Annotated in this window: 22 protein-coding genes; 19 read left to right on the forward strand and 3 right to left on the reverse strand. The window is 39.1% G+C overall.

What is annotated here, in order from left to right; genetic code table 11:
* The first annotated feature begins 73 nt into the window (after positions 1–73).
* The 6 genes from FYJ25_RS06815 (at position 74) to FYJ25_RS06835 (ending at position 5,224) form a co-directional block, all read left to right on the forward strand.
* Positions 74–511 carry a MarR family winged helix-turn-helix transcriptional regulator gene (locus tag FYJ25_RS06815; RefSeq protein ID WP_096241458.1) on the forward strand — a complete coding sequence of 146 codons (438 nt, stop codon included), beginning with the start codon at positions 74–76 and terminating at the stop codon, positions 509–511.
* 3 nt (positions 512–514) lie between these two features.
* Positions 515–1,858: an MATE family efflux transporter gene (locus FYJ25_RS06820; protein WP_154580871.1), complete on the forward strand. Its 1,344-nt coding sequence runs from the start codon at positions 515–517 to the stop codon at positions 1,856–1,858.
* A gap of 84 nt (positions 1,859–1,942) precedes the next feature.
* Positions 1,943–3,304 (forward strand): MATE family efflux transporter, encoded by a 1,362-nt coding sequence (locus FYJ25_RS06825; RefSeq protein WP_154580872.1) that lies wholly within the window; start codon positions 1,943–1,945, stop codon positions 3,302–3,304.
* Position 3,305: 1 nt separating this feature from the next.
* Positions 3,306–3,626: a macro domain-containing protein gene (locus FYJ25_RS15220; protein ID WP_330578293.1), complete on the forward strand. Its 321-nt coding sequence runs from the start codon at positions 3,306–3,308 to the stop codon at positions 3,624–3,626.
* A 104-nt stretch (positions 3,627–3,730) separates the two neighbouring features.
* The gene (locus FYJ25_RS15225; RefSeq protein ID WP_330578294.1) at positions 3,731–3,925 is read left to right on the forward strand and encodes a hypothetical protein; all 195 of its coding nucleotides are present in this window, start codon (positions 3,731–3,733) and stop codon (positions 3,923–3,925) included.
* 369 nt (positions 3,926–4,294) lie between these two features.
* On the forward strand, positions 4,295–5,224 hold the full coding sequence (locus FYJ25_RS06835) for a D-2-hydroxyacid dehydrogenase (protein WP_154580873.1): 930 nt from the start codon (positions 4,295–4,297) through the stop codon (positions 5,222–5,224).
* On the opposite strand, the gene FYJ25_RS06840 is transcribed toward FYJ25_RS06835, so the two are convergent.
* On the reverse strand, positions 5,219–6,544 hold the full coding sequence (locus FYJ25_RS06840; RefSeq protein WP_205677386.1) for an MATE family efflux transporter: 1,326 nt from the start codon (positions 6,542–6,544) through the stop codon (positions 5,219–5,221). The two genes, FYJ25_RS06835 and FYJ25_RS06840, sit on opposite strands and share 6 nt — an antisense overlap.
* Before the next feature lie 57 nt (positions 6,545–6,601).
* Positions 6,602–6,904: a hypothetical protein gene (locus FYJ25_RS06845; protein WP_154580875.1), complete on the reverse strand. Its 303-nt coding sequence runs from the start codon at positions 6,902–6,904 to the stop codon at positions 6,602–6,604.
* A 151-nt stretch (positions 6,905–7,055) separates the two neighbouring features.
* Between FYJ25_RS06845 and FYJ25_RS06850 the strand changes: the two genes are divergently transcribed.
* The 8 genes from FYJ25_RS06850 to FYJ25_RS06885 all read left to right on the forward strand — a co-directional run bounded on the left by FYJ25_RS06850 (position 7,056) and on the right by FYJ25_RS06885 (position 17,729).
* Positions 7,056–8,822, forward strand: a complete 1,767-nt coding sequence (locus FYJ25_RS06850) for a transglutaminase domain-containing protein (protein WP_154580876.1) — start codon at positions 7,056–7,058, stop codon at positions 8,820–8,822.
* A gap of 217 nt (positions 8,823–9,039) precedes the next feature.
* Entirely contained in the window at positions 9,040–10,860 is a 1,821-nt protein-coding gene (gene pepF, locus FYJ25_RS06855; protein WP_154580877.1) for an oligoendopeptidase F, read from the forward strand.
* Positions 10,861–10,880: 20 nt separating this feature from the next.
* A complete protein-coding gene (locus FYJ25_RS06860; protein ID WP_154580878.1) occupies positions 10,881–11,537 on the forward strand; it encodes a hypothetical protein in 657 nt (218 codons plus the stop codon).
* Between the two features lie 3 nt (positions 11,538–11,540).
* Positions 11,541–12,845, forward strand: a complete 1,305-nt coding sequence (locus tag FYJ25_RS06865) for an ATP-binding protein (protein WP_096241449.1) — start codon at positions 11,541–11,543, stop codon at positions 12,843–12,845.
* 330 nt (positions 12,846–13,175) lie between these two features.
* A complete protein-coding gene (locus FYJ25_RS06870; RefSeq protein WP_021906847.1) occupies positions 13,176–13,355 on the forward strand; it encodes a hypothetical protein in 180 nt (59 codons plus the stop codon).
* A gap of 9 nt (positions 13,356–13,364) precedes the next feature.
* Complete coding sequence (locus FYJ25_RS06875; protein ID WP_154580879.1) at positions 13,365–14,111, forward strand: glycosyltransferase family 2 protein; 747 nt, start codon at positions 13,365–13,367, stop codon at positions 14,109–14,111.
* A gap of 3 nt (positions 14,112–14,114) precedes the next feature.
* Positions 14,115–16,736 (forward strand): YfhO family protein, encoded by a 2,622-nt coding sequence (locus FYJ25_RS06880; protein ID WP_154580880.1) that lies wholly within the window; start codon positions 14,115–14,117, stop codon positions 16,734–16,736.
* Positions 16,737–16,844: 108 nt separating this feature from the next.
* The gene (locus FYJ25_RS06885; protein ID WP_021906844.1) at positions 16,845–17,729 is read left to right on the forward strand and encodes a DUF1002 domain-containing protein; all 885 of its coding nucleotides are present in this window, start codon (positions 16,845–16,847) and stop codon (positions 17,727–17,729) included.
* A 2-nt stretch (positions 17,730–17,731) separates the two neighbouring features.
* Here the strand turns inward: FYJ25_RS06885 and FYJ25_RS06890 are convergent, their stop codons facing one another.
* On the reverse strand, positions 17,732–18,004 hold the full coding sequence (locus FYJ25_RS06890; protein ID WP_147608359.1) for a pro-sigmaK processing inhibitor BofA family protein: 273 nt from the start codon (positions 18,002–18,004) through the stop codon (positions 17,732–17,734).
* A 238-nt stretch (positions 18,005–18,242) separates the two neighbouring features.
* Here FYJ25_RS06890 and FYJ25_RS06895 point away from each other — a divergent pair, with 238 nt between their 5' ends.
* The 5 genes from FYJ25_RS06895 (at position 18,243) to FYJ25_RS06915 (ending at position 23,012) form a co-directional block, all read left to right on the forward strand.
* On the forward strand, positions 18,243–19,292 hold the full coding sequence (locus FYJ25_RS06895; protein WP_154580881.1) for a hypothetical protein: 1,050 nt from the start codon (positions 18,243–18,245) through the stop codon (positions 19,290–19,292).
* Entirely contained in the window at positions 19,276–20,532 is a 1,257-nt protein-coding gene (locus FYJ25_RS06900; protein WP_243145700.1) for a TadA family conjugal transfer-associated ATPase, read from the forward strand. Before FYJ25_RS06895 ends, FYJ25_RS06900 begins: the two co-directional genes overlap by 17 nt.
* 88 nt (positions 20,533–20,620) lie before the next feature.
* On the forward strand, positions 20,621–21,286 hold the full coding sequence (locus FYJ25_RS06905; protein ID WP_154580882.1) for a type II secretion system F family protein: 666 nt from the start codon (positions 20,621–20,623) through the stop codon (positions 21,284–21,286).
* Between the two features lie 97 nt (positions 21,287–21,383).
* The gene (locus tag FYJ25_RS06910; protein WP_154580883.1) at positions 21,384–22,748 is read left to right on the forward strand and encodes a type II secretion system F family protein; all 1,365 of its coding nucleotides are present in this window, start codon (positions 21,384–21,386) and stop codon (positions 22,746–22,748) included.
* Between the two features lie 27 nt (positions 22,749–22,775).
* Positions 22,776–23,012, forward strand: coding sequence for a Flp1 family type IVb pilin (locus FYJ25_RS06915; protein ID WP_021906839.1), 237 nt, complete (start codon positions 22,776–22,778; stop codon positions 23,010–23,012).
* Positions 23,013–23,033 lie beyond the last annotated feature (21 nt).

Below are 23,033 nucleotides of genomic sequence, written 5' to 3' on the forward strand. Positions count from 1 at the left end.
AAAACAACTACAATATTATTATACAAAGTAATTACATAAAGTAATTATGTAAAATAATAGAAAGGAGAAACTCATGACAAAAGATAAGATAAAGGAAGTTATGGATGCCTGTTATCAGGCAAAGAGGATAAGAGATATGCTTCCGGCATTGCCTGGCGGAGTGACACCATCCCATATTCACTATCTGGATACTCTTAGAAAGTTAGAAAAAATGGAAGGTAAGGTAAAAGTCAGTGATATGAGTGAGAACCTTGGACTTCCGAGACCAAGCGTAACGAAAACCGTAAAAGATATGGAGAAGCTTGGATTTGTCGAGAAAGAAACAACAGAAACGGACGGAAGGTTTGTTTATATTAAGACGACCAGGACAGGAAGAGACCTGGTTGATAAATATGTTGATGAGTATTTTGGTAATCTTTCGGAAGATCTTGGAGGGATTACGGATGAAGATGCAGATAAGATGATTGAAGTAGTAGAAAAGCTCTATATAGTCATGAGTAACAGGAAGTAATATATGAATGCAAAAGAAAGATCAGATTTTACACAGGGAAGTATATTAAAGAAGATGATTCCATTCATGATGCCGATACTTGGAGCGCTTGTACTTCAGGCAGCCTATGGTGCGGTGGACCTTCTGGTCGTGGGCAGATTTGGAACAACAGCCGGGTTATCAGCAGTTTCAACCGGCAGTCAGATTCTTAATCTTGTAACGTTTGTGATAACGCAGTTAGCAATGGGAATTACTGTTCTTATTGCAAGGTATATCGGTGAGAAGCATACAAGTCAAATAGGGGAATTGCTTGGTGGAGCAACGACAGTGTTTACTATGATAGCTGTCGTACTTTTTATGGTGATGGTGTTTTTTGCAAAGCCGCTGGCTGTTCTTATGCAGGCTCCCAAAGAAGCGCTTATGCTTACGTCAGTGTATGTAAGGATTTGCGGGGGAGGTATTTTCTTTATCGTTGCTTATAATGTCCTTTCTGCCATATTCAGAGGGCTGGGAGACAGCAGGTCTCCGCTTATATTTGTTGCGGTTGCCTGCGTGGTAAATGTCGTAGGTGATCTTGTACTTGTTGCGGGATGCCATCTTGATGCCGCAGGGGCTGCAATTGCTACGGTACTTGCCCAGGCGGTCAGTGTGGTGCTGGCTCTTTTGATGCTTAAAAGAAGACAGCTGCCATTTAAAATAACAAAAAAAGATTTCAGGTTTAATAGTCAATGTAAAAGATTCCTGACAGTTGGGATTCCTCTTGCACTTCAGGAATTTCTTACCCAGATGTCATTTCTTGCACTGTGTGCATTTATAAATAAGTTAGGGCTGGAAGCTTCTTCAGGATATGGGGTTGCATGCAAGATAGTAAACTTTGCTATGCTGATACCAAGTGCACTTATGCAGTCAATGGCTTCTTTTGTATCGCAGAATGTTGGTGCCGGTAAGGAGGATAGAGCAAAGAAAGCTATGTTTACCGGAATAGGAATCGGCTTGATTGTTGGAATCGTTGTTTTCATAAGTGTATGGTTCTTTGGTGATGTGCTTACATCGATATTCACAACGGATGAAGCGGTTGTGCAAAAGGGGTTTGAATATCTTAAGGGGTTTGCTCCGGAAACCATTCTTACGGCAATTCTTTTTTCTATGATAGGTTACTTTAACGGACATGAAAAGACGTTGTGGGTTATGATTCAGGGACTTATCCAGACGCTTCTTGTAAGACTGCCACTTGCATATTTTATGAGTATACAGCCGGATGCCAGCCTTACTAATATAGGGCTTGCAGCTCCTGTTGCAACATGCTTTGGAATTATATTAAATGTAATCTTTTTCCTTCACATGACAAGAAAAATGAAAAAGGTATAAGTGAATCAAAGATTTATCCCTTGAAATTTTGTCTACAAGTAGATATAATGCTTTTTACATTTTATAATTTAGGAGAAGGTATTTATGAATAGTAAGTCTAATACACAGGCGATGGAAACAGAAAAAGTACCACGTCTTTTAGCGCAGCTCGCAATTCCTGCTGTTGTTGCACAGGTTATCAATCTTTTATATAACATTGTAGACCGTATTTACATTGGACATATTTCCGATGTTGGTGCAGCAGCATTAACCGGTGTCGGATTATTTACCCCCATTCTTATGCTGATTAATGCATTTGCTATGCTCGCTGGTTCTGGAGGGGCTCCGCGTGCGGCTATTTTTATGGGGAAGAAAGATAATAAGACAGCGGAAAAAATTCTTGGAAACTGCTTTGCACTTCTCATTGTTATGGCTGTGGCACTTACGGCGATTTTCTTTATTTTCGTCCCACAGCTGCTAACATTGTTTGGTGCCAGTGATAAGACACTTCCCTATGGAGTGGCATATGCAAGAATTTATATTCTCGGAAGTATTTTTGTTTTGATCGTGATGGGAATGAATCCATTTATTACGACACAGGGATTTGCAAAGATCAGTATGATGACGACTGTAATTGGTGCAGTGATCAACATCATTCTTGATCCAATTTTTATTTTTGGATTTAATCTGGGAGTAAGAGGTGCCGCGATTGCTACGGTTTTAAGTCAGGCAGTCGGTGCGATATGGATCCTTCGTTTCTTATCCGGAAAGAAGACCATTCTTCATCTTAGAAAGGAAAACTTTAAATTGCAGAAAGACATCATCTTACCATGTCTTGCACTTGGTATTTCTACCTTTGTCATGTTATCTACAGAAAGTATCCTGTCTGTAAGCTTCACGTTCAGCCTTTCAAGATATGGAGGGGATCTTGCTGTTGGAGCTATGACAATTATTACAAGTGTCAGCCAGCTTGCCACATTACCATTACAGGGAATCTGTCAGGGTGGACAGCCAATTATGAGTTATAACTTCGGCGCAGGGAATAAGGAGCGTGTAAAAAAAGCATTTTTTACACAATTTACAGTCTGTATAGTCTTTACTAGCTGTTTTTGGCTGATTATGCTTCTGTTTCCGAAACTGTTTGCAGGAATCTTTTCTAATAATACAGATTTGATCACGTACACTACATGGGCATTGAGAATTTACATGGCTGGTATTTTCTCCCTCGGATTTCAGGTTGCCTGCCAGCAGAGCTTTATGGCATTGGGACAGGCGAAGGTTAGTCTGCTGCTTGCCTGCCTTAGAAAGCTGATCCTGTTGATTCCGTTAATCTTTATTCTGCCATGTTTTATCCAGAATAAAGTATTTGCCGTTTTTCTGGCTGAACCAATCAGTGATATACTGGCGGCAATAATTACAACTTTAACTTTCTTTAGCCGGTTTAATAAAATTTTGGATAGACAGTAGGATGCTCCATGGATGTGAGACAGGGAATGCTAAAATTACAAATGGATATCGTCTTCCTTGTAAATATGTCATTCACACAGTTGGACCAATCTGGCTAGATGGAAAACATCAAGAACAAAAACTTTTAGAATCCTGCTATAATACATCACTGAATCTGGCGAAGGAATATGGCTGTGAATCAGTTGCTTTTCCTCTGATTTCTTCTGGAATTTATGGTTATCCAAAAGATCAGGCATTAAAAGTTGCTATAGATACCATTGGGAAGTTTCTACTGGAAAATGAGATGACAGTCTTCATTGTAATTTTTGACCGGAAGGCATAGCAGATTAGCGGAAAGTTGTTTGCGGATATTACAGCTTATATAGATGACTGATATGTGAAGGAACATTCGGACAGTCGGGAAGAACTAAGCCGTCTAAAACGACAGTGCTGGCATTTGCGCTGGCATTGGAACTGCCAATTGCAGAAATGCAGGATATGCTTGGTAAGGCGGGATTTACTTTGTCTCATTCAAGCAAGTTTGATATTATTGTAGAATATTTTGTTGAACAGGGCAATTATAATGTATATGAAATCAATGAAGCACTGTTTGCTTTTGATCAGAGCCTGATTGGATCATAAAACAATGAATGTTGTTTAATGTCGCTTTCTATGAGACCACTTTCTAAAAGAAAATCATTGTACTATGGCTGTAAGGTACGAAACCAAGCAGCCATTTTTTTGACCAGGTAAATACCGGGATAGTAAACCTAATAGTGAGATTTTCAGAAGCCAATATTGATGCTGTGGAGACCGCCAGTTTGTTTGGCATTGACGAAGACAGAGCAGTTAACTATCTTGTACCCATAGATAGAAAACAAAACTATGTATTGATAATATATTTTGTGGTAGAATGAAGAAAACCAATATAATTTGTAAACTAGATGTACTCAGAGAATCTTTTATTTGATTCTGTGAGTACATCTTGAAGTCGTGGAGGTAGAAATAAATATGAAGCTTGTATTTTTAGATACAAAAACCATTGGAGAAGATATTGATTTATCGGCATATGATGCTCTGGGAGAAGTGGTAAAATATGGATTTTCTACTTTGGAAGAGATTCCGGAGCGTGTAAAAGATGCGGATGTTTTAATTGTGAATAAAATTGCGATTAATGAGCAGACAATTGGGACTGCAAAAAATTTGAAATTAGTATGTGTAACAGCTACAGGAACAAATAATCTGGACAAAGAATATCTGAAAAAGCGTGGAATCGCATGGAGAAATGTAGCCGGATATTCTACAGAATCCGTTACACAGCATACATTTGCTTTATTATTCTATCTTTTAGAGAAGATACGTTATTATGATGACTATGTAAAAGACGAAAAATATATAAATGATACGGTGTTTACTCATTTTGCAGAGCATTTTAATGAAGTTAACGGAAAAACATGGGGAATTATCGGACTTGGAACAATTGGAAGACGAGTTGCTGATATTGCAAAGGCGTTTGGGGCACGTGTAATTTATTACTCTGCTTCGGGAAGTCCGGCACAGGAAGGATATGAACAGGTTGATTTTGAAACGCTACTTACTACATCAGATATTGTGTCCGTACATGCTCCGTTAAATGAATATACAAAAGATTTGATGGATAAGGAAGCATTTGCAAAAATGAAAAAGACAGCTATTTTCTTAAATCTTGGAAGAGGACCGATTGTAGTAGAACAGGATTTATATGAAGCATTGGAAACAGGTGAAATTGCAGCAGCAGGTCTTGATGTATTATGTGAGGAGCCAATGAGTGAAACAAACCCATTGGCAAAAATAAAAGACAGTAAAAAGCTTATTATTACTCCGCACATTGCATGGGCGAGTGTAGAAGCAAGAAACCGATTGATGCAGATTATCGCAGGACAGATTAGGGAATTTTTATAAATCTTTTGCAGACTTTCTGAGTGCCACATAGGAAATCAGAAAGTTTGCAAACCAGCCGGCTGGTACAGCTAACCAGACAAATGCGATACCAAAACGTGGTGCAAAAATCAGTGCAACTGATAGACGAATAGCAAGATTTACCATGTTTGCAATGAGAAATGGACGCATGATTCCGAGTCCACGAAGGACGCCATCTGTTGCCATCTTGATTCCCATGAAGATGAAGAAATAACCGAGCCATCTCATGTAATCACCGGATACCTGGTAGGCTAAGGCTGTTCCATCTTTTCCCAGAAATAGTGAGGAAATTTGCGTGTGCAATGTTTCAATAACCAGGAAGGCGAGGAATGCAAAACATACATCTAACAATAATGCAGCGCGGTAGCCCTTTTTAATACGCCATGGTTTCTTTGCACCAAGATTCTGAGAAACATATGGTGAAACGGCATTGCCGATGGATACAAATATCAGTGAAAAAACATTTTCCACTCTCATTGTTGCGGCATAACCGGCAAGTGCTTGTGTACCGAATGGATTTACAACAGCCTGTACTATCATCATACCAATGGACACAGTGGATTGCTGGAGAACTGACGGTACGGCAATTTGAAGCATTGCAAGGAGTTCCTGTCTGTCAAACCAGTTAAAGTAGCTCTTATATTTCCGAATTCGATGAAGGAAGATTAAAAGCGAAAATACTGCAGAGATACCCTGTGAGATTAGTGTGGCAAGGGCTGCACCGAATACACCCAGACCAAGACCGGCCACCATCCAAAGATCCATAAAGATATTTAAAATAGAAGAAAATATCAGAAGATCTAAAGGAATCTTTGATTCACCGATGGAAGTGAACATAGTGGAGAGAATATTGTACATAAACAGAAACGGGAATCCTATAAAATAGACACGCAGATACAGCACTGCTTCATTCAGTATATCCTCAGGTGTTTGCAAAAGACTCATCATCAAATGAGAAAAACAAAAGCCTAAGCCACCAAGGATTATGCTTAGAATCAAAAAGCTGATCAGTGATGTGGATATGATTGTTTTCATTTTACTATAATTTCTGGCACCGAAATAGCGGCTTACGAGTACACCGGCACCTACACCGGCTCCGAGTGCTACGCAAATGAAAACATTCGTAAGTGCTGCACAGGCACCAACAGCCGCAAGTGCAGAGGAACCGACAAACTGACCAACGATTATGGAATCGGCCATATTATAAACTTGTTGAAAAAAACTGCCGAGAATCATCGGCATTGCAAAAATAGTCAGCGCCTTAAGGGGCGCATCTGTAATTAAATATTCATCTTTTGACATTATCATACTACCTCTGAGATTTAATTAAGTAGTTTTATTCTTTTTATTTTATAGTTCTTAATTTTTATTTTTTGCATTGAAACAGTAAAATGTAATGATATCACCAGATTCTAATGTTGCGGTATATCCAGCTACAGCATCCTCAAACAAATCCTCTTCATCAACTTTGTCGTAGGAAATGATAGATGGAATCGTAACAACACCCTCCTGCCCTGCAAGATTAAACTGAATCTCGTCGTCATCTGCATAATAATTAAAGAAGCAGGAATCAAAAGAAATCCAGAAGTTATTAATACGTATATTGCCCATAATTCCGCGGTAATTGCGGAGTAAAGTATGGAATTCAGCGGTTTTAGCCATGAAATGTTCCTCCTGTTTATCGTGCCTGTGGCATAGTATTTATATTCTATCACGTTTCGACAATAATTGCTATTTTTAATATATGATGATAAGATAGATAGTAAGGTACAAAACAAATGTACTGGTTATCTATTTGAGAGGAGGTATACATGTGGATGAACAGAGAGGGTTGAGTAAATGTCTGCAAAGAGCAGGTCATATTTTGATTTTATTATGTGTTATTTTAGCAGGGAGCGTTTTTTTTACAAAGGATGTGAATGCGGCGTCATTTTCGAATACACAAAGAGAATATATTAACGTACTGTCAAAGCTGATGATGGAAGGAACGGTGACACAGAATATGGATGTTTACGGTTCTGTCAGTCAGGGATCTTCAGGAAGGGCGTGCCTTCGGGCGGCGGCGATTAATAACAGGGCGGCGATTATGGCGGAACGAATCGATTTCCTTGATTCGAACTGGTCCCAGTATTATGCGGTAGAAAAAGAAGGAAATGCAACGGTATTTAACAGTACGAAGCTTATCAGCAGGACAAAGTTTCAAAGACGATATAAAAAGATTATCAAAGGTCTGGATGAAGCGTTAGAGCCTGTAGAATCTTCTATGACACAGGCAGATAAGGCGATGGCGGTATATACGTATTTTGCGAAGAATACCATATACAGCGAATCTGCAGATGCGCATACAGGATATGATGTTCTGGTGAAGCACGTCGGGGTTTGTGATGGTCTTGCGAATGCGTATGCTCTTGCAATGAACACGCTTGGAATTCCCTGTGCGGTCGTAAGTAACTATTCGAAGAACCATTCCTGGAACGTTATAAAGTTGAATGGAAAGTGGTACTATGTAGATTTGACGAATGGAGTTGGAACGGGAAAGCATGAAGGTGCTGTAGTCAGTTATGAAAGTTTTCTTGTTGGAAAGAAAGGGTTTTTAAAGACACATCCGGGATACAAGGCGAAAGATTTATATGGTCAGGGTAATTCGAATGATTTGAATATGAGGGGTATTCCGATTTCTAATTCGGATTATATAAAAGATAATAAAGAAATAAAGAATGCACTGAAGGCAAGAACATGTACATTTTACAGAAAAGGTTTCTGGTACTGGATTTCTCAGGATAATTCTTTGAAGTGTTCTACTCTTCAGGGAAAGAAAACAAAAACGGTATACATTCCTTCCTACGGTAGATATATTGGATGGATTGAATTATATAATAATTACATTATATTCTCAATGGATTCGGGCATCTACAAGATGGGCTTTGTTAAGAGAAATCCTGTTTTGCTGAGAAAAGTAGATGAGAGAGAAGACAGTTCAGAAGTTTCAGATCCGTTATGGAAGCTTATATATATTGGACGTTTTACAGTAAATAAACGGGGATATCTTTCTTATTATATCTCGGATTTTCATGGAGTGAGAAAGGGACATTTAAAAGTTTATCTTGGAAAGCAAATAAGAATAGGAAAGCTTACGAAACGGGGAAGGAAGCGCCTTTCTATGCAGGCTGGACAGGTAAGACAGATGACACCAAGCCATATGCATGACCGGGCAGCAAGAACTTCCGGATGGACAAGTGGGAATTCTTCGGTTGTAAGTATCAATAATACCGGATATATGATAGCGAGAAAGGCTGGAGAAACGTATATTTCTGTAAGAATTAACGGAAAGCGCCAGAGGTTTAAAGTAAAGGTTTCGGGATATACTATTACGTATCGGAATGCGGGAGTGAATTCTTCGAAAAATAAGGTGCGGGCTTCTGGTAAAAGTGATATTTTATTAAAAGAACCGACAAGGAGAGGATATTATTTCCGAGGATGGTATGATAAAGAAGGGAATCAGATTAAAGTAATTCCAAAGGGGAATGAAAAGAATATTACAGTATATGCCCGATGGGATAAAATCACTTCAGTGAAATAAGCAGCAAAAAGATTCTTAGAGGCATAAAAATGTACTTTCGGAGTCTTTCTTGCACTTGCTTTTGTGGCTGATTTTCCGCCAGTCGCACCCGAATTTCATCAACGTACGCACCGCGTACGCCTCAAAAATTTAGGCACAACTGACAAAAAATCTTCTCACGAAATCAAGCACAAAAAGATTCTGAGAGTACATAAAAGAGACAGGAGGCACAGATAAGATGGCAGAAAGAGAAACAGAAAGAACGGTTAAAAAAAGAGCGGAAAGTGATCCGGCATACCAGTGGAATATTCAGGATTTATATGCATCAGATGAGGTATGGGAAAAGGATTATGAAGCGCTTGCAGAGCAGGCGAAGGAGCTTGCGGCATATGAAGGAAGACTGAAAGAAGGTTCTGAAGTTTTTGTAGAGTATATGCGTAAAAAAGAAGAAGTCATGAAGAAGTTTGAAGCCATATATGTTTATGCCAATCAGCGATATCATGAAGATACGGGGAATAGTTTTTATCAGGGGCTTGCAGGAAAGGCGCAGGCATTATCTTTACAGCTTGACAGTGCAGTTGTATTTGAAGAGCCGGAACTTTTAGCAATAGGCGAGGACACGATAGAACTGTGGTTTTCACAGAATCCGGATATGGAATTATACAGAAGATATTTTTATGAATTATTCCGTCAGCAGGAGCATGTTCTTTCCAAAGAAGAAGAGGCGATTCTTGCTGATGTATCCGATATGTCTGCTGATGTGTCGAATATTTTTTCTATGTTTAATAATGCAGATATTCGATTCCCGTCAATTGAGGGAAAAGAAGGCGAGAAGATTCCGGTAAGTCATGGAAGATATACTCTTCTTTTAGAGAATAGAGATGTGAATATTCGAAAAAATGCATTTGAGTCGGTCTACTCACAGTATGGACAGTACAGGAATACGTTAGCGGCACTGTATGTGGCTAATCTCAAGAATACAGCGTTTTTTGCAAAGAGAAGACATTATAATTCCTCCTTAGAGATGGCATTAGATGGAGGAGAGATTCCAGTATCTGTGTATACAAACCTGATCGATACAGTACATGAGCATATGGATCTCATGCATCGTTATGTTGCACTCCGCAAAAAGGCATTAAAAGTGTCGGAGCTTCACATGTACGATCTGTATGCGCCGATGGTTGAAGAGTTTGAGATGAAAGTCCCGTTTGCACAAGCAAAAGAAATCGTAAAAAAGGGGCTTGCACCATTAGGGGAAGCATACGGGAAGGTTCTCTCCGATGGAATGGAGAATGGCTGGATTGATGTATATGAGAATGAGGGAAAGCGCAGCGGTGCGTATTCCTGGGGAGCATATGGATGCCATCCATTTGTGCTGATGAATTATCAGGACAATTTAAATAATGTATTTACATTAGCGCACGAGATGGGACATTCCATGCATTCTTATTATTCAGATAAGAATCAGCCATATATTTATGCGGGATATCGTATTTTTGTTGCAGAAGTAGCTTCAACATGTAATGAGGCTCTGTTAATGGAATATTTATTAAAGAATACGGAAGATACAAAAGAAAAAATGTATCTTATTAATTATTTTTTAGAACAGTTTAAAGGAACACTGTACCGCCAGACTATGTTTGCGGAGTTTGAGAAGATTACACATGAGATGGCAGCGAAAAAGGAACCTCTTACGGCAGAAGTATTATGTGACATTTATTATAAGCTGAATCAGCAGTATTTTGGAGAAGATATTGTTATTGATAAAGAAATCGCATTAGAATGGGCGAGAATCCCACATTTCTATACACCATTTTATGTATATCAGTATGCGACAGGTTATTCTGCAGCGATTGCTATTAGTAGAAAGATTTTAAGTGGGGATGAAAAGGCGAAAGAAGGATATTTTAAGTTCCTGAGTGGTGGAAGTTCCATGAATCCGATTGATCTGCTGCGCCTTTGTGATGTTGATATGGCAACGAAAGAGCCAGTAGAATCTGCATTAAAGCTGTTTGGTGAACTGCTTGATGAGATGGAAGAGATTTTAAAAACACAATAAAGTATTGGGAGAATGAATTTATGTATGAATTTACGTTATTAAAAAGTATGTTTTTTGAATTAGATAAATATAAAATCGAGGGTGTTACACAGACACAGGAAGGACAGAGAACATTTCACCGGCTGGAAGTCTCTTATGACAGTGTGCCGGAAGTAACATCTATTACTGCAGAAGAACGTATTTTGCCGTATGTAGACAGATATTATCTGTTTATTAATGATGAGAGAGTAGAGACAGATATTCGCGACCCGAAAATAAAGCAGGTTATTTATGAATTTTATAAGCAGTACCATCCAGAGTATTTAAAAGAAGATTTGCCGGATGATATGACAGATGTGGATATTTTAGAATGTTTTGATGTATTTAAGATGCCGGATTACCGGCCGGAACATGCATTTCCTGGACTGGTAACCTTAGAAGACCTTAAGAATGGTAATGTTCATGATGAAAATAAACCAAAGTTTGCATTTCCGGGTCTGGAGTTGTATTCTAAGGGGGATGCATTAGATGAGGATAAACCAATGGTAGCATCTTTTAAAGGATACACGTCATTTGATGGAGATCGTGAACAGGCGAAAGATAAGATAGAACAGTTAAAGAGTCAGTTCGCTTCTCAGATTGATGCATTAAATGTAGATGAGATCTTGAAAAACTGTTCTGAGAATCAGGAGGAATAGAAAATGTACAGAGAAGTATCAAAGTTGATTTTATATCGTGATTTAGGAGAAGACAGTATTCTTTTAAAGCTCGCGGATATTTTTAAGAGATTTGACAGCTGCCATTACAGAGCAGATGAGCTGATTACCGATATTTATAAAGAGATGAAGGCATTGCTTGATCTGGCAACTACATACGGTTTTGATAAAAACTTATGGCATAATTATCTTACATTTGTACTTGTGACGAATGAGAATTCTTTTAGTATGACAAGTGAAAAAGTGGGGGCGAATAACGGAACAGTAAATCATTTTGCAAAGAATGATTTTCAGGTATTTATGAACCTGTTTCACTATGATTTCAGAGCAATCGAGGAGACACTGGGAATCGATTGTTTCCGTACGATCTTAGACTATAAGGCAATCGGCAAGACAGAGCGTATGTATAATAAGAACGTAAGTGAAAAGGTGCGTGCATTGTCAGATGAACTTGCAGCAGCAGAAGATGTGGATACTTTTTTTGATGCAGTTGTGAAGTTTTATAAAGATTATGGAGTAGGAATGTTTGGTCTTAACAAAGCGTTCCGTATTGTAGAGAATAACGGAAAGCCAGACTTTGTTCCAATTAACAATTTAGATAAGGTTGTATTAGATGATCTGACAGGATATGAGATTCAGAAGAAGAAGCTGGTAGATAATACAGAAGCTTTTGTTCAGGGAAAAGTAGCAAATAACTGTTTACTTTACGGTGATGCCGGAACCGGTAAGTCTACAAGTATCAAGGCAATCTTAAACCAGTATTATGGCGATGGCCTTCGTATGATTGAAATTTATAAACATCAGTTTAAATATCTTTCTGCGATCATCAGCCATATCAAGAATCGAAATTATCGATTTATTATTTACATGGATGATCTTTCCTTCGAGGAATTTGAGATTGAATACAAATATCTGAAGGCTGTTATTGAAGGTGGAATGGAAACGAAACCGGATAATGTTTTAATCTATGCAACATCGAACCGCCGCCATCTGATTCGTGAGACATGGTCAGATCGTTCTGATAAGGATGAAGAACTGCATCGCTCCGATACAGTACAGGAAAAGCTGTCTTTAGCAGCACGTTTTGGTGTAAGTATCAATTACTCCAAGCCAACACAGCAGGAGTATTTCCAGATTGTAACCAATTTGGCAAAGAAATATCCGGAAATTACAATGAGCGACAAGGAATTATGTGCGGAAGCAAACAAGTGGGAACTTTCTCATGGAGGAATTTCCGGACGTACTGCACAGCAGTTCATTAACTACATAGCCGGAAAGTCTGATAAATAAATACAAATGGACACAAAAAGAACCCTCGGGGAAAGGGTTCTTTTTGTGCCTCTTAGAGGCATTCATTAAAAGGAGGAAGCCCATATAATTCTTCTATACGGGCTTCAAAATATGAAAAAAATCTTTAGCCACAAGAAATAGAGGGATTTCTTTGTTGCTGTCTATACTATAAAGAAAAAATATGTCCGTTTTTTGACGAAAATTTGAACAAAAGGTGAAACACATCGAAAAATATAGATACTAAAGAATGAGAATAATGAGAAAATAGGAAAAAATTATTTTGTAAAGTGTTCAAAATAGCTCGAAAACTCGAAAACAGGAGGAGATATCATGGGTGTTGTAATTGGAAAAATGGATGGGCAGGTAGAAAAAATTTTTTTGGGGAATAATTTAACAAGAAGTACAAAAAACTATGCTAAAATCTTGAAAGACAAAGACTTGTCAGAAGAAGAAAAAAAGCGTATTCTGGCAGCAGAGAAGAAAAAGCAGGAAGACGATATTATTTTGTAGGAGATTTTTATGAAGATTTCAGTGGCAATGGCATATTATAATGGTGGGATGTATATAGAAGAACAGATGGATACGATTTTGACACAGCTTAGTGAACAGGATGAAGTTATCGTATCTGTTGATGGAGCAAGTGATGGTTCAAAGCCTTTGCTCCTTAAGATGGCAGAAGAGGACAAGCGGATTCATGTTATAAAGGGACCGGGCAAGGGCGTTGTAAAGAACTTTGAGAATGCGATTCGTCATTGTAGTGGAGAGATTATTTATTTATCTGATCAGGACGATATATGGAAGCCAGATAAGGTAAAGAAGGTAAATGAAGCTTTTTTGAATCCAAAGGTGAAGGCAGTTCTTCATGATGCGCAGATTGTGGATGAGTGCGGTAATCCAACCGGTGCAGAAGGCCTTTTTGCGAACAGAGGAAGCAGGAAGGGAATACTTAAAAATCTTATAAAGAACAGTTATGTCGGATGCTGCATGGCATTTCGCAGGGAGCTGATCCCTGTAATCTGTCCGATACCAAAAGAAATGTACATGCATGATTATTGGATCGGAACTGCTGCGGAGTATATGGGTGAGGTCTGTTTTATAAAGGAACCGTTGATCGATTATCGAAGACATTCTTCGAATGTAACACAGATGACCCATGGAAGTATGAGTTTTATGATAAAGAAAAGAATAGATATCGTGCGATGTCTGGGGCTTTTGAAAAGGCGTGTGAAAGAGTCTGGTGAAGAGATAGAGAAGGTGAATGGATAGAAGATGGTGAAGAAGAAAGAAGAACAAACGACAGGTAAGAATATAGGTAAAAATATGTGCAAGATAGAGCAGAAGCTGCAGAGAAAGCATCTGATAGCCCTTTCTTTTTTCCTTCCGCTTCTTGTTATGACAGGCTGTTGTATTGTATTTGGTGTACAGCCATTTGGAGATAATTCGCTGTTGATCATTGACGGGCTTCACCAGTATATGCCGTTTTATTCTGTGTTGTATGATAAATTAAAAGGTGGGGAAACCCTTTTTTACAGTTTCCGTTCCGGACTGGGAATTAATTTTTTGTCGTTATTTTCCTACTATTTGTCCAGTCCATTTAACTTATTGATTTTATTTTTTAAGAAAAGTCAATTAAATATGGCAGTGAGTATGATCATTGTTTTGAAGATCGCATGCAGTGGAATGACTGCGGGTATTTATTTTTCTTCAAAGAGTAAAAAGCAGGGATTTTCCATAGTGATGATTTCGATGGCATATGCTCTTTCAAGTTATATGGTTGGCTATTGCTGGAATGTAATGTGGCTGGATGCCATAATGATATTCCCGATCATTATGATGGGATTGGAGCGGCTCATAGAAAAAAAGGATGGCAGACTGTATTGCATCGCACTGTTTTATGCGCTGTACTGTAATTATTATATCGCCTTTATGATCTGTATTTTTGCAGTGATATGGTATCTTCTCTATTCTTTTAAAAGTATAAAACAGTTTTTCTTCCGAGGGATAGCTTTTGCATTTTATTCTTTTCTGGCGGCAGGCATGGCAGCTATTTTACTCATACCTGCTTATATGGGAATCAAACAGACTGCATCAGGAGAGACAATGCAGCTTCCGGAACATAGCTTTCTGACTAGTGTAGCGGACTTGCTTAATCGGCAGTTTGCTTTGTGGAGTCCGATCAGCCATGACAACTTTGATGGGAATGCCAATCTGTATATTGGAATTTTTTCCGTTCTTGCGGTTGGGCTGTATGTATTAAACGGAGAGATCAAAGTCAGTGAAAAGATTAAAAAAGTACTATTAATCGGTCTTTTTTATCTGAGCTTCAGCGAAATGATTCTCAATTTTATCTGGCATGGTTTTCATGATCAGTATGGAATACCGAATCGTTTTTCTTTCTTATTCGGTTTTGTTCTTCTGTATATGCTATGGGAAGTATTTGAGCATTTAGAAGGAGTAAAAGGCTGGCATGCCGCATTTGCCTGTATGGCGGGAGTTGCACTGATGGCTTATGCGAAGTTAAAAGGAACGCAGGTATTAGAAGATAATGTCTATGGTGTGGCAGGAATGCTCTTACTCCTTTATGGGATGTTGTTATTCTTTTATACGCTGTCATGTAAAAGAAAGTATATATACAAGTTTATTTTCTGTGTAGTGGCAGTGATTGAAATTATAGTAACTGCTTTTATGGGATTTAATGAGAACGGACAGATTTCTGTTTCAAAGTTTTTCTATGGAACAGAAGATATGGAAAAAGCAACGGAATCATTAAAGGATGGAACCTTTTACAGAAGTGAGCTTGCCAGTGCGCTTATGGTAGATGAGAATGCCTGGTATCCGATAAACAGTGTGGGGCTGTTCGATTCTACAGCAACAGACCGCATGGTAACTATAATGGATAATCTGGGATTTTACACCGGATGTAATGAGTATCTTTATAAAGGAGCGACACCGGTAACGAACTTCCTTCTGAATGTAAAATACCTGTATTACCATCAGGAAGACAGCCTGCAGACAGATTTTCAATATGTAAAGTCAGAAGGTTCTTTTGATATTTATGAGAATCCGGCAAAGGGAATGTCCATTGGATATCTCATGAATCGTTCTGTAAAAGACTGGTATTATGACAGTGCCTATCCTTTCCGGGTACAAAATGATCTCGGTGAGCAGGCATTTGGGGTATCAGAGTTGTTCCATAATATCAGGATTTCAGACCCGGAAACGAACGGCTGTACAGCATCAAGGACAAATGATGGAGAGTACTATTTTGAATATAAGGATTCCCGTCCGGATAACATGACATTTACGATTCCAATAACAAAAAATGTAGAGAATCTATATCTTTTCTATGATGGTACGCAGGTAGAGAATGCACAGATTAGCGTAGACGGGGTGAATGTAAAGTCCGGAGATATTGATGGCTATATGCTTCCGATTGGTAAAGCAGCCGCAGGTTCCGAGGTGAAAGTAACCTTTGAATTAAAAGGGGAGACAGAAGATGGCTATGTAAGACTTTCGGCGGCTGATTTTGATCAACAGGCATATGGTGACCTGAAAAAGATTGTTGCAACAAGAGCATTTTCTGTAGATCGTTATTCAGACCGATTGATAGAGGGAAGTGTCAATGCCGCGCAGGATCAGACTTTATTTTTCTCTATTCCATATGACAAAGGATGGAAAGTTACCATAGATGGAAAGGAAGCAAAAACACATAAGATTGGAGATGCTTTTCTTGGAGTAAATATTTCTTCCGGAAAACATAAAGTATCTTTAAAATATACTCCGCCGGGATTTACCGTCGGATGGAAGATAACTGTTTTATCAGCAGCTATTTTCCTGATTCTTTGTAAGATAATACATTCTCGGAAGCTTCGTCAGCTTCATGGCAAGTGATTTTGTAAGAAGATTTTGAATGTACAGGATATGCACTCTCGGAACTTTTGATACTTCATCTTGTGAGAAGACTCTGAGAGTACATTGATATAAAAAGGAGGCTTAATTATGTTTAAAAAGAAACTAGTTGCTTTATCAGCGATTATGATAGCAGGACTTATGACATTTCAGGCAAATGTATCCGCAGATGCGGTAGAAGAGAAACCATATTTGTCATTGGGCGCAGATCTTAGTGCCAGTCAGAAGAGTAAAGTACTCGAACTTCTTGGAGTAAAAGAAAATGAGCTGGACCAGTATAAAGTAGTGAAGGTTACGAATAAAGATGAGCATAAGTATCTGGATGATTATCTGGATTCTTCAGTAATCGGTACTCATGCCTTATCTTCTGTTCTTATAGAGAAAAGAGATAAGGGCGAGGGAATTGATGTTACAACAAAGAACATTACGTACTGTACCGCAGGAATGTATGAGAATGCATTAACAACTGCCGGAGTGACCGATGCGAATGTAACTGTAGCCGGACCATTTAATATTACAGGTACGGCAGCATTGGTTGGTGCGATGAATGCATATGAAGATATGACAGGAGAGAATATTTCAAGTGAGAGTAAAGATGCAGCAACGAATGAGCTGGTCGTTACAAGTAAGCTGGCAGACCAGTTGAATGATTCTGAGAAAGCAGAGCAGTTTTTAGCATTGATTAAAGAGAAGGTTCTTTCCGATGATGCAAAAACAAAAGAGGATATTAATACAATTATTGATGAATGTAGTAAAGATCTTGATGTAAACATTACAGATGATCAGCGTGAACAGATTGCTGAATTGATGCAGAAGATTAATAAGCTTGATTTAAATGTAAATGACTTAAAAGAACAGGCAAGCAAGATTTACGATAAACTCAGTGAAATGGATATTGATGCGCAGGGTATCTTTGCCAAAATAAAGACGGTATTATCGTCTATTTTTGCAGCGTTGAGTGGCTTACTGCAATAGGTTTACAGGAAGCTATAGAGCCGTACAGCATATAGAAGAATTGCGCCGGGAATTCCAAACAAGGTACAGACGGTACCGGTTATGGGATTAATTCCTACGCCGGTAACGATGTCTCTTGCGGCACAAAAAAAGTTAAAAAAGTAAATGAATCCAAGGCCGGCAGTGCTTCTACCGATAACGAAGAGAAGCGCTGACGGTCTTTTTTTTATGTATGCGATAAAATATCCGGCAAAGCAGGCGACACAAAAGATGAGAAGAATTTGATTCTGGGACATAGTATACCTCCAAAAAGGTTGTTTTTAGATTGTATGAAGAAAAAGCGGAAAATATGAGAGAAGATAAATGAAGTTGATGGAAAATAAAATAAAAAAAGTAAAAATAGTAAAAAACAGGTAGACAAAATACTTGCGATGTGATATATTGATTTTGGAATAACTGTTATATATTTACATAATATAAATGGGAGCAGAGTGCTTCCGGAAGATTACATAGGAATGTAGGAGGTGTTATAGTATGCGTTTTTCAGATATTCATATGATTATGATCGGAGAGGAAGGGGAATATGGGAGAAGATTGGTAAGATATCTGGAGACACACCTTTCTACTGCGATACGGGTATATCATTTTACAACAACAGAAAGTTTTTTAGCTTTTAAGGAGCGGGCAGACATTTATCTTTTAGATGAAGCTTTTTTTCAGAGGCTTTCCGAGGAGAAGCAGAATGTTTTGCTAAGAGAGAAGCGGCTGATTTTGCTGACTGCACAGGAAGAGGAAGGCACCTTTTGCAAGTATCATAATCCGAAGGAACTGTTAGACAGACTGAGACGGTTTTCAGATGAGATGGAAGATCTAGCTAGTAGAGAAGGCAGAAGAGAAGAAGAAAGAGTGGAAGGGAGAGAGGAGGGAAGAGAGACTGCAAGAACAAGATTAACCATGATATATTCTCCGGTTTATGAAGAGAAACTTAAGGAGATTGCGCGGTCTTTTATGAAGGAAGGAGATGTATATATCGGTGCGGAAGACCTGGGATATAAGGAGAATATTTCAGCATATGGGCAGGGAAGTGATATGGGAGATCTGTGTTACTATATTCATCTGCGTGAAGAACATGTCATGGATATGATGCGGGACATGCTGGTAAGAGAAGAGGATATCGAAGTGTTACATCCTCCGGATATGTATTTTTATTTACGGGAACTGACGAAGGAAGATTATATATGGTTTTTTGACAAGGTAAGGAAGGAGGGGACATACAGGGAAGTGTTTTGGGGAGCCGGAATGGGCTTTGTATCAGACCTGGATATACTGCGCTGTTTTGACAGGATTATTTTGTTGGATTCGAGAGAGAATATACGTCTGAATCTCTTCTGTGACCGCTTAGAAAAAGTGCTGAATCTCAGAAGTTTTCATCAGGGGGCAGCAGAGCAGAAGGAGCAGTGTCAGGAGTCTTTTCACCAGAATACTTTGTGGCAGGAACCTGTGGATTCTCGTAGGGAAGCTCCTGGTCAGGAATCATGGAAACGTGTATACAGGGAGGATATTTTGAATGGAACTGCCTGGTAGGAGAGAACTTCGGGAACAGATTTTACATCAGATGGATGGAAGAACGTCTTATGTCAGTGATGCAGATGTGTATAGAGAGATCGATAAGGCTATTTTGCGTTCAGGACATAGTGGATATGGAACACTTTCGGAGAAGGAAGAGCTAAGAAAGCAGATGTTTTCCTCCATCCGGGGTTTTGATGTTCTTGAGAAGTATTTAGAAGACAGCAGTATCAGTGAAATTATGGTTATAGGAGCTTCTCACATTTTTGTGGAGCAGAATGGCAGGGTAAGAAGAACAGGAGACCATTTTTTTGAAGAAGCCGATGTATATCGACTGATTGAGCAGATTGTAGCGCCAACAAACAGGATGGTGAATGAAGCTTCTCCTATTGTGGACAGCCGCCTTCCGGACGGTTCAAGAGTACATATCGTATTACCGCCCATATCTTTGGAGGGTCCGGTTATCACTATTCGAAAGTTTTTAAAGGGAGGAATGACCATTGCAAGATTACTCGCTTTTGGAGAATTTCCCGAAGCGCTTACAGGGATACTTTCTGCTTTGGTGAAGGGAAAGTACAATATTTTGATCAGTGGGGCGACAAACTCAGGGAAGTCTTCGCTCTTGAACGCACTTGCAGAATATATAGGACAGGAGGAACGAGTGATCACAATAGAAGATTCAGCGGAACTCCAATTGTTTCATGTTGATAATCTTGTGCGGTTAGAGACAAGGAATGCAAATGTGGAGGGAGCGAATGAGATTACGATGCAGGATCTGATCAAGGCTTCTTTGCGAATGCGTCCGGACCGAATTATTGTCGGTGAAGTTCGCGGTGCGGAAGCGATGTCGATGCTTCAGGCGTTATCTACAGGGCACAGTGGATCGTTTTCTTCGATTCATGCGAATTCCTGCCGGGATGCGCTCCGGCGTCTTGAAACGATGGTCCTTATGGGAATGGATATGCCGCTTGGAGCAATTCAGGGTTTGATTGCTTCTTCTGTAGATATTCTTATACATTTGGGAAGATGCCTGAACGGAGAGAGAAAGATATTAGAGATAAGTGAGATTAAAGATTACAGCCGGACAGAGTATGAAACGCATACATTGTTTCAGTATGATAAAGATCATGGATTAGAGATTCGGGAAGATCTGTTCCATGTAGAGAAGCTTAAAGATTATGGACAGTATGAGAAGTATTGTGAGGCGGTGAAGTTGTTTCGTGAAGGAAGGGCAGAACAGAAGAAGGAGAAAGCGTAATCTCAGCAGTATAACTTCAGACAGAATCAATCTGGATAAGTGCAAGGAGAATGTAATCTTTTTTCTGGCAGGAGAGCTGGGATTATTGTTGCTGAATATATTGTGCTATGGAGATATGTACTGGATGATTCCGGAACAGGTATTAATGGTTCCCTGTTTTAAGATAATGAAAGAAAGGAAGAAAAAGAAGGAACAGCAGCTATATCAGAAAGGGTTTCAAGATCTGCTGCAGTCACTGCTGACTTCTCTTCAGGCAGGATATTCTCTTAATAATTCCTGCAGGATCGCACTAAGAGAGCTGGAAAGTCTATATGAATGGGAGCAGAATCCGATGCTTGGGCAGATGAGAAGAATCGTGCAGGGAATTGATCTGCATATTGCGTTAGAACAGCTTTTTATGGATTTTGCGAAGCGTACGAATCTGGAGGAAGCGAGACAGTTTGCGGTTGTGATAGAGATTGTGCAAAGTACAGGTGGGAACGTAGTGGAGATTTTGAAAAGGACAATGCAGCACTTGAAGTATAAGATGGATACGGAAGAAGAGATTCGGGTTCTTCTTAGCGGAAAGCTTTTTGAGAAGAATATTATGTTGTCTATGCCGTTTTTCATTTTGGTATATCTTCGCTTGGCAAACCCGGAATATGTTGCCTGTTTTTATAAATCCGTTGCGGGACATCTGATTATGTCAGCGATGATTGGTATTACAGTAGCATGCTTTTTCTGGTCAGATAAAATTATGGATATTCAATTTTAAGATAGTATACAGGAGTTTCAGAATCCTTTGTTTTGGTTTTCACAGATAAGGAAGAATCACCAAAATATAATCAGCATCAGTGGAGGCGGAAATCTTTATGTCAGAACGATTTTTATATACTATTTGGAACAGGCTTCCTTTTCGTTTTAGACAGCGCCTGAAGCAGAATGTAAAAAGAAATATGCAGGAACAATATGCAGAGTCAGAACAGGAATTATATAAAAGGACAGAGCAGTTTCTTTTAAAACAGGGAAAGATTATACTTACAGAAGTTATGATTGGAGGGCTGTTGTTAGCGGTTGTTCTTGCCTGGCATATTTTCAAGCCGGATTATATTTTGCTAAAGCGCAATCCCTTTGGACAGGGGACAAAGCAAGTCCAGATTTCTTTACAAAAAGGTAATAAGAAAAAACAGATACAATATAAGTTAGAGGAACAGAAGATTTCATTAAAAGAACGACAAAAAGTATATCAAGCTTTTTTTAAACAACTAAAAAAGGAGATGAGGGGAAGGAATCCTTCTTTGTATAAAGTAAGTGAAGCTTTGAATCTCCCGGAGAGTATTGCGGGATATCCGTTTGAAATTACGTATGAATTGCCGGAAGACGGCTCCGTTCATTTAGACGGAACGTTAAGTGAGGAAGTACAGACACCGTTACATAAAGGAGAACGTTATAGCAGATATATTATAGTGACAGCGCATTACCGAGAGTATAAGGAGAAGAGAAAGTATAAGATTTCTATTGTTCCAAAAGAAGCTTCTTCTAGGAAGAGTGCGTTTTACCAGGTGCAGAAGTATTTGAAAAGAACAGAGAAAGCAAGCCGTCATGAGTCAGATGTTAAAATAGTATCGTCTTATGGAGAAGCCAAGATCAGGGCGGGACAGCAGGAAGCAGGAGGAAGAGGAGCTGCAGTTTTATTTCTTGTGACGTGTCTATGTATACCTGTACATAATTATTTGAAACTAAAGGAAGAGGGCGAGAGACACCGTAAAGAAGCAGAGAAAGATTTTCCTGTGATTGTTCACCTTCTGACATTGTATATGGGAGCGGGTTTATCTTTTCTTTCTGCAGTGCGAAGAATTGGTTTTCATTATCAAGAACAGAAGGAAGCCGATGCGAAACAGAAAAAGTATGCGTTTGAGAGGGTGCTGCTTATGGAACAACAGATGAATAACGGAATGAGCCAAAAAGAAGCATGTCAGAATTGGGGAATGCAGTTTCATTCAGAAGCTTACCAAAAGCTGGCGCTGATTCTGGTACAAAGTTTTACAAAGGGTTCTAAAGAAGCATCAACGATGATGGAGGCAGAAGAACGGGAAGCATTTCAAAGACGGGTGGAGAGAGCAAGGCAGGAAGGAGAGGAGGCCGCAACTCGATTACTTTTTCCGATGATCGTATTACTGTGTCAGGTAATATTACTTGTAATGTATCCGGCGTTGATTCGGTTTCAGGGATTTTAGATTTTCAAAAAGATAGGAGGAGTAGCTATGTGTTTTTCAGTAGTAAAAAGAAGATTTACAAAGCGATGCGAGAAAAAGGATGTGCCGGCAGGTAGAAATCGACTGAGGATGATTCTGGCTTCCCAGGATGGAATGGGAGTGGTGGAAGTTATATTAATTATCGTTGTCCTTATCGGTCTCGTCATTATTTTTCAGACGAATATTAAAGGAGTGGTAGCATCCATTTTCTCCACAATACAGAAAAATGCAGGCTCTGTTCGGTAGACATTTGTCTGGGCAATTAAG

The organism is Anaerobutyricum soehngenii (assembly GCF_009697165.1).
GTDB lineage: Bacteria > Bacillota > Clostridia > Lachnospirales > Lachnospiraceae > Anaerobutyricum > Anaerobutyricum soehngenii.